Origin of the sequence: Lacrimispora sp. BS-2 (assembly GCF_040207125.1) — a bacterium.
Taxonomy (GTDB): Bacteria; Bacillota; Clostridia; order Lachnospirales; family Lachnospiraceae; genus Lacrimispora.
Genome location: NZ_CP157940.1, coordinates 2620543 through 2635868, shown reverse-complemented (window position 1 = coordinate 2635868; position 15326 = coordinate 2620543). Strand labels below are relative to the sequence as shown.

Sequence of the window (15326 nt, the reverse complement as noted above, 5' to 3'; positions counted from 1 at the left end):
GTGCAAACCTCAGTTATACATACGAAGAAAGAAGGAGGACAGAGGCAAATCTATTTAGTAAATAGCTTCACTTCTGGAGGTTTTTAATCGCCCTCATGCAAGGAGTTGTTAGGTGGAGCATTTTCCAATAGTTTTGCAAAAACTATGAAAACGAAAAATATCTTTAAAATAACTGCATTACTATTGGCTCTTATTTTGCTATATAGTTGTCAAAATATAGTTGCAAACAATATACCAACTCAGCAAAATATCGAAAAAGCGGGCGATATACTCACAAATTTTCATCTTACCAAAGACGAGTATTGAAGGGGAATCTAAGACTAGAGCCGGTGTTTGACTATATTGGTGAATTAAACGGCGAGTATGTTATAGTGGAAAATATGCTTGATGGCAAATAGAAAAAAGGCATCATAAAACTTATGTTTTAAGAGATTGGGAAATCTACTGCCTTTTTCTGTCCAAGGTAAGCGCACAACAACCACGTAAGGGACCTTGTTGTTATGCGCTTATGAAACAACTACTCTAATAAAGGAATTTGACACAGAATATGGACATGAATTTTAGTATGCTACAAAGAATATAAAAAAGCAGTTATATAGAAAACGCAAAGAGCAAGGTACCTGGCATTCCTCGGCCATTCCCCTTGCTCTTACCTGTTTTATTTTATTGATTCTACAATGGCATTAGCCAAAGCCCCGATCTCAGCCAGCTGGTCCTCTTTTACAGAAGATTTGATGGTAATGGTTTGATCCAGTATGGTCATATTTTTCATTCCTGAAAGAATCTCATTCATCTTTTTAGCTGCCATGATACCCCAGGAACCGTTTTCCATAAGAGCAACGGTGCGGTTTTGCACGTTATGGGCTTTCATATCCAGAAGTAAGTGCTCCATGCTGCTGAAAATTCCTCCGTTATAGGTGGCCGAAGCGAATACCAGATGGCTGCAGCGAAATGCTTCTGAAATGATTACAGACGGATGAGTATTGGATACGTCATACATTACAATATTGCGGACCCCGCGTTCTGCCAGGCGGCATGCCAGAATGTTGGCGGCATTCTCCGTATTTCCGTAAATGGAGCCATAGGCGATCATTACGGCATTTTCTTCCGGTGTATAGCTGCTCCATGCGAGATACTTGTCCATATACCAGCAAATATTGGAACGCCATACAGGCCCGTGAAGCGGACAAAGGATCTGAATGTCCAGATCAGCAATTTTCTTTAAAAGGGTCTGGGTAGACGGCCCGTATTTTCCTACAATATTGGAATAGTATCTTCTGGCATCATCAAGCCATTCCCGTTCAAAATTCACTTCATCGGCAAACAGGTTTCCGTTCATTGCGCCAAAGGTGCCAAAGGCATCGGCTGAAAAAAGAACCTTGTCCGTAGTGTCGTAGGTGACCATTACTTCCGGCCAGTGAACCATGGGAGCCATATAAAATGTAAAGGTATGTTTGCCGGAGCAGAAAGTATCCCCTTCTTTTACAACAACAGCTCTGGAATCAACGCCGAATTCATAAAACTGGTTAATGATAGGGACTGTTTTGGCATTGCAGATCACCTGAACCTCCGGATATCTTCTGACCATTTCCCCTAAGGTGGCACAGTGGTCCGGCTCCATGTGGTTTACAATGATATAATCCAGATCACGTCCGCCAAGAACTGCTTCCACATTTTCCAAAAACTGTCCGGTGATGGCCCGGTCAACGGTATCAAAAAGAACGGTTTTTTCATCTAGCAGGACATAGGAGTTATAGGAAATCCCTTTCGGAATGGGGTAGGCGTTTTCGAACAGGGCAAGACGGCGGTCACTTCCTCCCACCCAGAACAAGTCATCTTTAATAGTTTTTATACAATACATGGTGCTGCCTTCCTTTCTTTCGTTCTATTCCATCCTTAAAAGTATACTATATTTTCAGGAAAATGTCATTGTGTTTTTTAAGGTCCAATTTGTCCGGTCAATTGAAAACCGGCTCAATATATACTTCTACGATGCCTCCGCATACCATACCTTCGTCTTCTGCGTTGCCCGGAGTCATATCAACTTTCATTAATACCGGCTTTTTATCCCTGGCAACATCTCTTGCTGCAAGACACACCTCGGACTCCACACAGCCGCCTCCGATGGTTCCGATGGTGCTTCCGTCAAGCATTACAACCATTTTTGTTCCAACATCCCGGGGAGCGGAGCCTTTTCTGGATACGATGGTCACAAGGGCTTTTGGCATGTCTGACAGTTCTCCGGAGGTAAGTCCGTCAAGGATTTCCTTTGGATAGCCAAAGCTTTTTTGGCTTCCGTTTTTCACCTGAATGATCTCCGCCATAATGGCTACGGCGATTTCCTCCGGGGTCTGGGCATTGATCTTTAGTCCGATGGGAGTGTAAACTTGTTCAAGAAGCTCTTTGTCTATTCCCTGCTCTTCTAAATAATCCTTTACAAGCTTTACCCTGGCTCTGCTGCCGATCATGCCGATATAGGCGTTTTTTTTGCCTATGATCTGGGATAAACAGTCCTGATCATACCGGTGTCCTCTGGTGACGATGATAAAATAATGGCCTGTGCTTCCCTCTATCTCTTCCAGGGCTTCCCGAAAGGGCTTGCAGATAACGGTGTCAGCCTCCTCTTTTCTTGCGGTATTGGCAAATGATAACCGGTCATCAATAACCGTAACATGAAATCCCAGCATTTTTCCGATCCTGATGATGGGAATGGAGATATGTCCGGCTCCGCACACCACCATATACTTTTCCCCTGTTATAAATTCGCAGAACAGAGTGCTTTTCTGAGATTTAATGATCTGGGTTTTGTCAATGCTCTTTAAATCTTCTGAAAAAGCATCAAAAGCTTTTTCATCTCCCTGCCTGCAGATGATTTCTCCGCCAGACCACAGGGCTTTGGCTCCAAGTCCCTGACCTTCGATGATTGTCAGGCTGACTAAGGTGGTGCTTTTATCGGCATTTTTTAATTCTTCATAAAATCCTGCTGTCATATGATTGCTCCCTTTTGCTGTCTCGTGCTTTTATAATAAAAAAGGGCGGTATTCATTCCGCCCTTTTTCGGGTATTGTGGTTTCCTTTTATTTTGCAGGCTTAGGCTTACGGTAGAATGTATCTTCCAGAGGAAGTTTGTAACGGAATACACCATCCTTTTTATAGTAAGCATTCTGCAGTGCAGGCGCTCCCATAACGCATACGATCTCACCCACGCCCTTTGCTCCAAATGCAACTTCAGATGGATTCTTTTCAATGAACCGTACGTCGATAGGAGGCATCTGAGGTGCTTTAAAGAGACCTAAAGTACCTAACTTAGCCTGAGGAATGCCGTTCTTTAACGGGAAGTCCTCTGTCAGTCCATAACCAAGACCCATTGCAACACCGCCTTCTACCTGTCCTTCTGCGGCAAGAGGATTGATGGCTTTGCCTATGTCATGAGCTGCGATTACCTTTACAACCTTTCCTTCCTGGTCAATAACAAAAAGCTGTGTTCCATATCCATAAGCAATATGGCTGACTGGATTTGGCTTGTCACTGCCGATAGGATCTGTTTTATAGTCAAATTCGCCGTAGTATTCTTTGCCTTCCAAATCACTTAAAGAATGTCCTGCATCCAGATCCTCTTTCAGTTTCATGGCTGCAATGTGGATTGCTTCTCCTGTAAATACGGTCTGACGGGATGCGGTGGTAGTTCCGGAGTCTGGTGTGTATTTTGTATCCGGATGTCCAACCACTACCTGTTCCGGTTTAAGACCTGTGGTCTGACAGACCATCTGTAAGGTTATGGTCTGAAGTCCCTGGCCGATAGCAGCAGCGGAAGAGCCTGTAATAACCTTTCCGTCACGTATTCTTAAGATACAGCGGCCAACGTCTGCAAGGCCCACACCGATTCCTGCGTTCTTCATGGCAGATGCAATACCTACGAAATAATTAGGATCTGCTTCATATTTTTCAAAATCTTCTTTTACTGCTTCCAAAGTTTCCACCATACCGGTGCCTTCGTCAGCGATCTGTCCGTTAGGCAGAGACTGGCCTGGCCTGATGGCATTGCGGTAACGGATCTCCCAACCGGAAATTCCAACCTTCTCCGCTAACTGGTTGATCAAAACTTCCGTTGACATACAGGACTGGGTTACTCCGAATCCACGGAATGCGCCTGCAGGAGGATTGTTGGTATAATAAGCATCACCTTCAATATCCACGTTTTGGTAATTATACGGTCCGCCCGCATGAGTGCAGGCTCTTTGAAGAACCGGTCCGCCCAGAGAAGCATAGGCTCCCGTATCAGAGAGAAGCTTTGCCTTCATTCCCTGTATAATACCGTTTTCATCACAGCCGATCTTGCAGTAGATTTCCATGGCGTGACGCTTTGGATGATAATTTATGCTTTCCTGACGGGAGAAGGATACTTTTACAGGTCTCTTTGATAGATAAGCACAAAGAGCAGCCTGATGCTGTACGCTCATATCTTCCTTTCCGCCGAAGCCGCCGCCGACAAATGCGCTCTGTATTCTTACTTTCTCCATAGGGAGGCCAAGATATGCACTTAATTCGTGATGTTCATCATAAATACCCTGTGATCCGGTAATTACCTTTACTCCGTCGCCGTCAGGAATACCAACAGCAGTTTCCGGTTCCATGAAAGCGTGCTCTGTGGGCGGAACATAGAAGGTGCCTTCTGCGATATACTTGGAATTTGCAAGAGCTTTCTCTGCGTCACCACGTTTTACCTCTTCATGGTCAAGAAGGTTATTTTCTGGAATTCTGAATTTGCCAAATTGCATAAAGCCTTCGCCATGAACCTGATGGGCGCCTGGAACCATGGCTTCCCTTGGGGAGCGGACCGGCTCTAATTCTTCATAATCTATTTCTACGGCTTTAACTGCCGCTGTCGCCTGTTCCAGCGTTTCAGCCACGACCATGGCAAGGGTGTCGCCGCAGCACTTTGTCTCTTCGCCTACATCGATCATGCCGGGCCAGTCGTGTGCCAGATGGCCGATATACCTGTCTCCGGGTATGTCCTTTGCCGTATAAACAGCGACTACGCCTGGCATTGCAAGAGCCTTGCTGGTATCGATCCCGTTAATTTTAGCGCATGCATATTTGCTGAACACGTTCTTTCCGTAAAGCATGTCTTCCAGATAATAGTCATCTGCATAATTGGCGGTACCCAGTGTTTTTGCTTCTGCATCCACACGGCAGGTTCTTTCTCCTACTGTACCGGTCTGCTTAAGTTCAGGAACCTCTAAGTTTTCATTGAACATTTTTGCTGCCAGCAAAATACCGTCTTCTATTTTGGTATAGCCTGTACAACGGCAGATATTTGTGCGGATCGCCTGCTTAACATCATCTCTGGTTGGATTGGGATTCTGGTCAATTAAGCATTTGCCGCTGATTACCATGCCAGGAATGCAAAAGCCGCACTGTACGGCTCCTGCTGCCGCAAAAGCATAAACAAATACATCCCGTTCCCTCTGTGTAAACCCTTCTATGGTCTGAATCTTTTTGCCTTCCAGTTTGGACAGCTTTTGTATGCAGGCGCGGATTGTTTTCCCATCCACAATTACCGTACATGTCCCGCAGGCACCTTCCTTACATCCGTTTTTAACGGAAGTGATACCAAGCTTGTTTCTGAGAAAATCCATTAATGTTAAATCTTCTTCTGACTGGTAATCTTTACCGTTGACATTTACTACATACATGACAATACCTCTCTCTCTAATATACTGGTTGATATTATATAATTCCGCACATTTTTTCTAACAATACTATTTTATATAATTTTATCAAAAAATGGCGTTTTTATTTCTGCTTCCACAGACATTTTAACATACAAATAATATAAAAACAATTCATATTCCATGAAAATATAAAAAATTTTTAGTTATATACAAAAAAAGTTAGAACACCTGCTTTTTCGCTTAAACAGGAGGTTTCATCCGTTTTATTTATAGAAAATATCTATAAGTAAAGCCGGGAAAATAAGGCAATTTTTACTGTTATCAAACTTTTTTTTATATATACTGAAAAAACATTTTAGACCTTAAAATTATTGCAAATTTTGTCGTATATGTTATAATAAATAGATTAAGAAAAGATGTCCTCTGGGTTTTTGCCTGGAGGATGTTTTTTTACACAAAGGTGTGGAAAACTTTAATATTTCAGAGAAATAAACAGGGATCGTTTCTATCATGGTGAAGTTTTTCATTTTGATGCATCAGGATCTATAAAAGGAGGCAGAAAATGAGCGGGGAAAAAGAAAACATATTGGTAAGCGCCTGTCTGCTTGGAATTAACTGCCGCTATGACGGCGGAAGCGGCAGGCAGGAAAGCCTGATCGGGCTTATGGAGAAATACAACTTCATACCGGTCTGCCCGGAGCAGCTTGGTGGCCTGGGAACGCCCAGAGAGCCTGCAGAGCAGCTTGTTTGCGGTGAAAACGGGAATTATAATAAGATCCGTGTGATGGACCGGTCAGGGAAAGATGTGACGGACAGCTTTTTAAAGGGAGCAGAAGAAACCCTGAAGCTTGCCAGGCTTTATGGCTGTAAGCGGGCGATTTTAAAGGAGCGTAGTCCGTCCTGCGGTCATGGGTCCATTTATGATGGGACGTTTTCAGGGACAAAGGTTCCGGGAAGCGGTGTGACCGCAAGGCTTTTGGAAGAAAACGGAATCCACGTATCAGGAGAGAGCAGCATAGGATCTTTCGGGTATCCCTTTATGCCCAAAGAGCATGGGCGGCAAATAGGAAAGGAGATAAGAGGAGTTATGAAAACAGCAATCACAAGACAACAGGCACTGGAGTTACTAAAGAAATATAATAAGGAACCGTTTCATCTGCTTCACGGTCTGACCGTGGAAGGGGTGATGCGCTGGTATGCAGGAGAAATGGGATTTGGGTCAGAGGAAGAATTCTGGGGAATCGCAGGACTTCTTCATGATGTGGATTTTGAACAATTCCCGGAGGAACATTGTACAAAGGCTCCGGAGCTTCTGACAGAAATCGGGGCAGAGGAAGAACTTATTCATGCCATATGCAGCCATGGTTATGGAATCTGTTCCCAGGTAAAACCGGAACATGTGATGGAAAAGATCATGTTTGCAGCGGATGAACTGACCGGACTCATCGGAGCGGCGGCCAGGATGCGCCCTTCAAAAAGCGTTATGGATTTAGAAGTCTCCAGCCTTAAGAAAAAATTCAAGGACAAGCGGTTTGCAGCAGGCTGTTCCAGGGATGTGATCGCATCAGGTGCAGAAAATCTGGGCTGGACTCTTGAAGAACTGTTTGAGAAGACCATCCTGGCAATGCGCTCCTGTGAGGAAGCCGTGAATCAGGAGATGGATGCGTTGGAATAATAAGATTCATTGACATCACCACTTTATTAAAGTGGTGATTGACATTTTTCCGATGTAATTTTATACTTATATCGAAACTCCCCTGTCCTTTGAGCCTGTGGTTGTCCGTTGCTTGGCGTTATAGCCGCCTGCCGAAACGGGGGATGTTGATTTCTTAATTACGAAGGGAGAAATGTTATGAAACAACTCAGGTTAAAAGTGGCCGTTCTGATTCTTGCTGCTCTTTTTCTTCTGACTGCTTGCGGAAAGAAAGAGGGAAGTGTTTCACAGACGACAGAGGCCCAGTCCTCTGCGGCGGCAGAAACGGAGCAGTCAAAGACAGAGTCCCAGGCGGAGGCTCAAAAGGAATCCCAGAAAGCTGCAGGACAGGAAAGCTGGACCTTTAAGGATCAGGCGGACAATGAAGTGACAGTAAAGATTCCGGTGGAACGCATGGTGGTTATGCAGCATCATTCTCTGGACATTCTGGCCCAGTTAGGAGCCCAGGACAAGGTGGTGGCTACGGAGAAAAACTGGAAAAAGGATTTAGGCGCTTATATGGAAACCGTATTCCCAGGCATTGACAGCCTTCCCACGCCAGGCGATTTAACGGAGTGGAATGTGGAGGAAATCGCGGCATTAAAGCCGGATGTGGTCATTGCCGCCTCCCAGGCAAAGCCGGAAGCCATTCAGCAATTAAAGGATTTGGGAATTCCGGTGGTGGTGGTTTCCTTACGGGGAGAGGGGAAGCAGGCAGAGGCTCAAAGCCCCAGACTTTCCGATGCGGACAAGGCTTATACAGATGGCTGTGAATGGGCGGTAAAGACCCTGGGAAAATTGACCGGGACCGATTCAAAGGCGGATGATATATGGAATTTCTGCCTGGAAAGCCGCAAACTGGTGGATGACGCCGTTGGCAGCATACCGGATGACCAGAGAGTCAGGGTATTTATTGCCAATGAAGGAGAACAAACCTACGGCAATGACAAGTATGTGGGCTCCCAGCTTTTAAGGGCAGGTGCAATCAATGTGGCAGCCCAGGAAATCCAGGGCTATAAGCCTTATACCTTTGAAAAGCTGGCGGAATGGAACCCTGATGTGATTATCGTGCAGGACCGTTATAAGGACGTATACGATCAAATCACCGTTGATGCAAAATATAAGGAACTGAAAGCGGTCAAGGAAAACAAAGTCCTTTTGGCTCCCTACTGGACAAAGCCCTGGGGAAATCCGGATACGGATTCCATTGCCCTGGGTGAATTGTGGCTGGCTTCCCAGTTCTATCCTGATAAAATCAGCAAAGATGTGGTTTTGGAAAGAGCCAAAGCCTTTTACAAGAATTTCTACGGTGTAGATTTTAACGGCTCTGTTTAATCATGTGAAGCCTATGAAAGAAAAATCTGTTTTAAAAAATATAACGGGAATTGTAATAGTTCTTCTTCCTGTATTCTGTATTCTTATATCATTGACAATAGGGCCGTATCATATCGGCCCTATTGATATTATAAAAATCATTTACGGACGGATAACAGGGCAGGTGCTGGTTTCCGATTCCATGGCGGCCGGACTGTTGTGGCAGGTACGTTTCCCACGGGTTATAGGAGCTTCCCTGGTGGGGGCCGGTCTTTCCGTTTCCGGTGCGGTGTTTCAGGGGCTGTTTAAAAATCCTCTTGCCTCCCCCTATACCCTGGGAGTTTCCAATGGAGCGGGGTTTGGGGCCGGATTAGCCATTATTTTAACTTTTTCTTCCATGCAAATCCAGATGACCGCCATTTTCTTCGGCCTTTTTGCTGTAGGCCTGACATTTTTCCTGTCCATGAGGGGACAGAAAAACACAGTCACACTCATTCTGGCAGGAATGCTGGTGGGTTCCCTGTTTTCCTCTCTGGTGTCTCTTATAAAATTTGTGGCGGATCCCTTTGATAAGCTTCCGGCAATTGTATTCTGGCTCATGGGTTCTCTTTCAGGGATCAGTTACGTGAAAATCCTGACAATCCTTCCCCTTTATTCCATGGCAATGGTCCTTCTTTTCCTTTTCCGCTGGAAGATAAACGTCTTAAGTATGGGGGATCAGGAGGCAAAATCATTTGGAATTGACGTAAGGCGGGAGAGGGGCATTGCTATTGTTGCCTGCTCCGTTTTGACGGCCCTGGTGGTGAGCATTTCAGGCATCATCGGCTGGGTGGGAATCGTCATTCCTCATCTGACCCGCATGATTACGGGGCCTGATTTTAGGCGGATCATTCCCGTTTCCGCCTCATTAGGTATCTGCTATCTCCTGGTGATTGACGATATCTGCCGGGCCCTGACGGCCGTGGAAATCCCCATTGGCGTGATTACAGGCATTATCGGAGTTCCCTTGTTTATTTATTTCATATATAAGAGGAAGGTGAGATGGTAATGAAGCTGGAGATACAAAACCTTACATTCAGTTATGACGGGGAAAAAAATGTCTTTGAGGATGTGTCCTTATCTTATCAATCACCGGAAATTTTTTGCCTGTTGGGAGCTAACGGTACGGGGAAAAGTACCTTATTAAAAAACATCATTGGGGAGTATAAGCCAAAAGAAGGAAGAATTCTGATTGACGGTAAGCTTTTGAAAAACTATTCCGCCAGAAAGCTGGCCCAGAAAATCGCATACATTCCCCAGACCCATGTGCCCGCCTTTCCCTTTTCTGTTATGGATGTAGTTCTTATGGGCCGGACGTCCAGAATTGGCTATTTTTCCACACCGGGAAAGGCGGAGGAAGGCTCTGCCATGAAGCGGCTGGAATTTTTAAATATAGGCCATCTGAGGGATAAGCCCTATACAGATATTTCCGGCGGGGAAAGGCAGCTGGTATTGATTGCTGCCGCCTTAAACCAGGAGCCTGAGGTTTTGATTTTAGACGAGCCCACCTCTCATCTGGATTTTGGGAACCAGTACCGTTTTATCCATTTGATTGGAAAGCTTCAAAAGGAAGGGATGGGAGTTATTATGACAACCCATTTCCCCGATCATGCGCTGGAGTTAAAAGGGAAAACCTCAATAATGAAAGACAGGGGAATTGTTAAGACAGGACCGGCCGCCGACGTGGTCACCAGCCGGAATATGAAGGAGCTTTATCAGATAGAAGTAAATGTTAAGACCTTTGGAAAACGGAGTATTTGTATTCCGGGAAGAATTGATGAGGATTAAATATGGAAAAACAGGATAATATACAAAGGCTTTCCCATTCTTACTGGTCCCAGAGGGCGGAGGAATTTTCCCAGCTTCGGATGCAGGATTATGATTCCCCCCTTTACCCGGCTTTTAAGGAATTTTTAAGGAAAAATATGCCGGAAACCGGAGCACCTTTAAAGGCTTTGGATGCTGGCTGCGGCGCGGGCTTTTTTTCCATGCTGCTGTCGGAATTAGGGTGTGAGGTCACGGGTGTGGACTTTTCCCGGGACATGCTCCGGCAGGCAGCTAAAAATGCCCGTGATACGGGACATGACCGCATTTCATTTTTACACATGGACATTCAAAATATGGATTTTTCCGATGAAACCTTTGATTTCATCGTTACGAGAAATGTTACCTGGGTGCTGCCCGACGCCGCCAGGGCCTATGAGGAAATGATGCGGGTCCTCCGGCCTGGAGGGGTCCTCTTGAATATGGACTCCAATTATGGAAGGGCCTTTAATGAGGCAGATGCAAGGGGAGAGACGCCCAGCCATCCCACCCAGAGCCTGGAGCAGCTGAAAATGAGGAATTTTATAGCCCGTGATTTGGAAATCACCAGGACGGACCGTCCGGAGTGGGACATGGTAAAGCTCTGGAAAGAAGGGGCGGAAAGAGTCTGCTGCTACAGGGATTTAGAAAAACTTTTGGGCATTGGGAGATGGAATAACCAGTACACAAAGCCCTCTGCTTCGTCAAGGGCCGTCATGTTTGCGGTAGCCGCCTGGAAGTGAAATCAGGGAAAAGGATGAAAAGATTCTTAAGTGGGAAATTATGGACCGGCCGGAGAAAATACTTGACAGCCACCTGCAATTAGGATATTATTTCCGTTAAATATGGAAATAACCTGAATCAAAGGAGAAAAAGGCTATGAAAAAAGTTGTGAAATTTGGAGGAAGCTCTTTAGCCAGTGCAAAACAGTTCAAAAAGGTGGGTGACATCATTCGTGCAGAAAAAAGCAGGCGGTTTGTAATTCCATCTGCGCCGGGCAAACGAAATGACAAGGATGAAAAGGTCACGGATATGTTATACCAGTGCTATGATGCTGCGGCAGAGGGCAAGAGCTACAAAAAGATTCTGGAAAAGATTCAGGAACGCTATATGGAAATTATTGACGGGCTTCATCTGAATTTGAATCTGGATCATGAGTTTGAAGCCATTGAAGAAAATTTCCTTAAAAAGGCCGGGCGTGATTATGCGGCTTCCAGAGGAGAGTACTTAAATGGAATGGTGATGGCAGAATTCTTAGGCTACGAATTCATTGACGCAGCTGAAGTAATCTTCTTTGATACAGATGGCAGTTTTAATGCGGAGCTTACCAATACAGAACTTGGTGAGCGCCTGGAGCATGTGGAGAGAGCGGTGATCCCGGGCTTTTACGGATCAAAGCCGGACGGAACCATAAAGACCTTTTCAAGAGGCGGTTCCGATATAACCGGCTCCATTGTTGCAAAGGCCATTCATGCGGACATGTATGAAAATTGGACGGATGTTTCCGGTTTCCTGGTTGCGGATCCAAGGATCATTAAAAATCCGGAGGTCATTGAGACCATTACATACCGGGAGTTAAGAGAGCTTGCTTATATGGGAGCCAGTGTCCTCCATGAGGATGCCATTTTCCCGGTGAGAAAAGAAGGAATTCCCATCAACATCCGGAACACCAATAAGCCGGAGGACCAGGGGACTCTGATCGTGGAAAGCACCTGCAGAAAGCCTCATTATACCATTACGGGAATTGCCGGTAAGAAGGGCTTCTGCTCCATCAACATTGAAAAGGCCATGATGAACGCTGAAGTTGGTTTTGGGAGAAAGGTGCTGGAAGTATTTGAAAAGTACGGCATTTCCTTTGAGCATATGCCGTCGGGAATCGATACCATGACCGTTTTTGTCCATCAGTCGGAATTTGAAGAATATGAGCAGTCCGTTATCGCAGGAATCCACAGGGCGGTAGAACCTGATTTCCTTGAGATGGAATCAGACCTTGCGCTGGTCGCTGTGGTGGGCCGTGGCATGAAGGCGACCAGAGGGACTGCCGGAAGAATCTTTTCGGCCCTTGCCCATTCCAGGGTAAACGTTAAAATGATCGACCAGGGCTCCAGTGAACTCAACATCATCATTGGCGTAAAGAACGCAGATTTTGAGGAAGCGATCAAGGCAATTTATGATATGTTTATTATGACTGAGGTTTAAGATTGAAAGACAGGCTGAAAGGAAGTACCTGACAGCCTGTCTTTTTTCCTGTGCTCAAGGTTTGCGGCTTAAGGCTGGGGTGCTGTCAGCGGCCGCCGATCCATGGACAAATGGAGTGAATGATATTGACAGAAGGGGAGATCATAAAAACGGAAGGGAATAAGGTGAGGGGATTATATGAAATTTGATGTTTATAAACTGGCGGATAAATACAAGCTGACAGATACAGAAACCCAGATATTAAATTATATTTTGGAAAATAATCAACAGGTACTTCATATGGCAGTGCGTGAAGTTGCAAATCAAAATTTTGTATCTGCTGCAACGATCATTAAATTATCAAAAAAGATGGGGTTTACCGGATATACGGATATGATATACCGTCTTAATTTCATGATGACAAGTCACAGGAAAAATAAAGAAAGGCTGTCGGACATCACCAGTTTTATCAACGATATACCAGATGGAATATTAAATGATTTTATGAACCAGTTGAAAGCGCACAGAAATGATATTATCTTAGTATCAGCTACCGGATTTTCCTCCCCATTGGCGGAATATGTGGAGCGCAAGCTTTTGGTGACCGGTTTTAGGGTTATAAAGACCAATGCCTATGCAGTATATGATAAGAACAGTCTTGGCGCATCATTGGTTATTGTGATTTCTAAAAGCGGGGAGACAGATACCATTGCAAAGCTTGTTGACTATGCAAATGAAAATCAGGTGGATGTTGTTTCATTTACAGGAGAACAGAGCAATTATATCGGGCGCTCGTCCACAGTAAATATTCCCATTCTGGATGACAAGACCCTGGATGACCGGAATCTGCAGTCTAATTATTTTTATGCAAGGGTGATTGTGGTATTCGAATATTTGATGAGCCAGGTGTTGGAGGAACTGGATTAGTGCGCGCTGGAGAAGCCCATGGCATGCAAAGAAATAAAAAGAGCCGTTCGGCTCTTTTTATTTTTAATTCCTGATCAGATACATTCTGGCTTCATACGGCCTGAGCACATCTGCCAGGCCTTCATCCGTATAAGAACTGATCAACTGCTTTTTCTCACGGTCAAGCTCTTCAGGAAGCTGAAAAGAAACCATTTTATCGAAAAAGTTACATATTACAAGTAAAGTAATTCCTTCCAGTGTACGGGTATAAGCAAAGATATCGGGATCCTCCGGCATCAGGAGCTGGTATTTCCCATCTACGAATACGTCATAGGTTTTTCTTAACCGAATCAGCTTCTGGTAAAGGTAAAAGATGGAGCTTTCATCTGCCATTGCGGACTCTGCATTAATTTCGGAATAGTTTGGATTTACCTTAAGCCAGGGGGTTCCATCTGTAAACCCGGCCTCTTTGCCGCTATTCCACTGCATGGGTGTTCTCGCATTATCCCGGCCTTTTGTGTAGATAGACTCCATGACCTCTGCTTTTTTATATCCGGCCCCGGTTCTTTCTTTGTATATATTTAAAGTTTCGATATCCCGGTAGTCTTCCATATCATATTTTACATTGGTCATCCCAAGTTCTTCGCCCTGGTATATATAGGGGGTACCTTGCATTCCATGAAGGAGTATTGCCAGCATTTTGGCAGATTCTATTCGATATTCCTTATCATTTCCCCAGCGGGATACAATTCTCGGAAGATCGTGGTTGTTCCAGAACAGGCTGTTCCAGCCTTTGCAGTAAAGGGATTCCTGCCAGGTGGATAAGGCACGCTTTAATTCCAGGAATGGAAGAGGGGATAAGTCCCATTTTTCTCCGCCCTTTTTCTGGTCAAGGCAGATGTGTTCAAACTGGAATACCATGGAAAGCTCACTGCCATCCGGGTTGCTGTAAAGTACGGCATTTTCTGTATTTGCACTCCATGCTTCCCCTACGGTGACTAAATCTCCTTTCTGAAAGGTCTCCCTGCTTAACTCCTGTATAAATTCATGAAGCTTTGGCCCATCAGCTGTGATCATCCGGTCAGGTTCCTTGGCAATTAAATCGATGACATCCAGCCGGAACCCCCCGACTCCTTTCTCCATCCACCAAAGGATCATATCCCGGATCTCCTGGCGTACCTTTGGGTTATCCCAGTTAAGATCCGGCTGCTTCACTGAAAACTGATGGAAATAGTATTGCCCCAGTTCCGGAACCCACTCCCAGGCAGAGCCTCCAAAAGCGGCTCTTAGTTCATTGGGGGAAATTCCTTCCACCCCATCCCTCCACACATAGTAATCATGATAGGGATTATCCTTACTTTTTTTCGCCTCCATAAACCATGGATGCTCATCGGAAGAATGGTTTAAAACCAGGTCCATGATAATGCGGATGCCCCGCCTGTCTGCCTTTTTAATCAGTTCTTCCATGTCTTCCAAGTTCCCGAACATGGGATCAATATCCTGGTAATTGGATATATCATAACCATTGTCATCCTGAGGGGAACAATAGACTGGGGAGAGCCAGAGAGCATCTACCCCCAGCTCTTCCAAATAATCAAGTCTGGAGATGATCCCTTGAAGGTCTCCGATCCCATCACCGTTGCTATCCTGAAAGCTTTTGGGATAAATCTGATATACAACCGCTTGTTTCCACCATTTTCTGTCCATTTTCTTCTTCC

11 protein-coding genes and 1 pseudogene are annotated in these 15326 nt (G+C 45.1%); 8 read left to right on the top strand and 4 right to left on the bottom strand.

Annotated features, from left to right (window positions below):
• Positions 1-658 precede the first annotated feature (658 nt).
• From ABFV83_RS12435 to xdh, 3 genes are all read right to left on the bottom strand, one after another.
• Positions 659-1861: an FprA family A-type flavoprotein gene (locus ABFV83_RS12435; RefSeq protein ID WP_349944214.1), complete on the bottom strand. Its 1203-nt coding sequence runs from the start codon at positions 1859-1861 to the stop codon at positions 659-661.
• Between the two features lie 97 nt (positions 1862-1958).
• Complete coding sequence (locus ABFV83_RS12430) at positions 1959-2990, bottom strand: XdhC/CoxI family protein (protein WP_349944212.1); 1032 nt, start codon at positions 2988-2990, stop codon at positions 1959-1961.
• A gap of 87 nt (positions 2991-3077) precedes the next feature.
• A complete protein-coding gene (gene xdh, locus ABFV83_RS12425; protein ID WP_349944210.1) occupies positions 3078-5696 on the bottom strand; it encodes a selenium-dependent xanthine dehydrogenase in 2619 nt (872 codons plus the stop codon).
• Between the two features lie 541 nt (positions 5697-6237).
• Here xdh and ABFV83_RS12420 point away from each other — a divergent pair.
• From ABFV83_RS12420 to ABFV83_RS12385, 8 genes and pseudogenes are all read left to right on the top strand, one after another.
• A pseudogene (locus ABFV83_RS12420) lies at positions 6238-6696 on the top strand (DUF523 domain-containing protein); the annotation flags it as partial.
• 66 nt (positions 6697-6762) lie between these two features.
• Entirely contained in the window at positions 6763-7350 is a 588-nt protein-coding gene (locus ABFV83_RS12415) for a hydrolase (RefSeq protein WP_349948916.1), read from the top strand.
• A gap of 177 nt (positions 7351-7527) precedes the next feature.
• Positions 7528-8703, top strand: a complete 1176-nt coding sequence (locus ABFV83_RS12410) for an ABC transporter substrate-binding protein (protein ID WP_349944208.1) — start codon at positions 7528-7530, stop codon at positions 8701-8703.
• 13 nt (positions 8704-8716) lie between these two features.
• Entirely contained in the window at positions 8717-9730 is a 1014-nt protein-coding gene (locus tag ABFV83_RS12405; protein ID WP_349944207.1) for an iron ABC transporter permease, read from the top strand.
• Positions 9724-10509 (top strand): ABC transporter ATP-binding protein, encoded by a 786-nt coding sequence (locus ABFV83_RS12400; protein WP_349944205.1) that lies wholly within the window; start codon positions 9724-9726, stop codon positions 10507-10509. The genes ABFV83_RS12405 and ABFV83_RS12400 overlap by 7 nt, the downstream gene beginning before the upstream one ends.
• A gap of 2 nt (positions 10510-10511) precedes the next feature.
• Positions 10512-11267: a class I SAM-dependent methyltransferase gene (locus tag ABFV83_RS12395; protein WP_349944203.1), complete on the top strand. Its 756-nt coding sequence runs from the start codon at positions 10512-10514 to the stop codon at positions 11265-11267.
• A 136-nt stretch (positions 11268-11403) separates the two neighbouring features.
• Positions 11404-12723 (top strand): aspartate kinase, encoded by a 1320-nt coding sequence (locus ABFV83_RS12390; RefSeq protein WP_349944202.1) that lies wholly within the window; start codon positions 11404-11406, stop codon positions 12721-12723.
• Between the two features lie 177 nt (positions 12724-12900).
• Positions 12901-13629 carry a MurR/RpiR family transcriptional regulator gene (locus tag ABFV83_RS12385; protein ID WP_349944200.1) on the top strand — a complete coding sequence of 243 codons (729 nt, stop codon included), beginning with the start codon at positions 12901-12903 and terminating at the stop codon, positions 13627-13629.
• A gap of 63 nt (positions 13630-13692) precedes the next feature.
• Here ABFV83_RS12385 and ABFV83_RS12380 read toward each other — a convergent pair whose 3' ends face one another.
• Positions 13693-15315 (bottom strand): alpha-glucosidase, encoded by a 1623-nt coding sequence (locus ABFV83_RS12380; RefSeq protein WP_349944199.1) that lies wholly within the window; start codon positions 15313-15315, stop codon positions 13693-13695.
• Positions 15316-15326 lie beyond the last annotated feature (11 nt).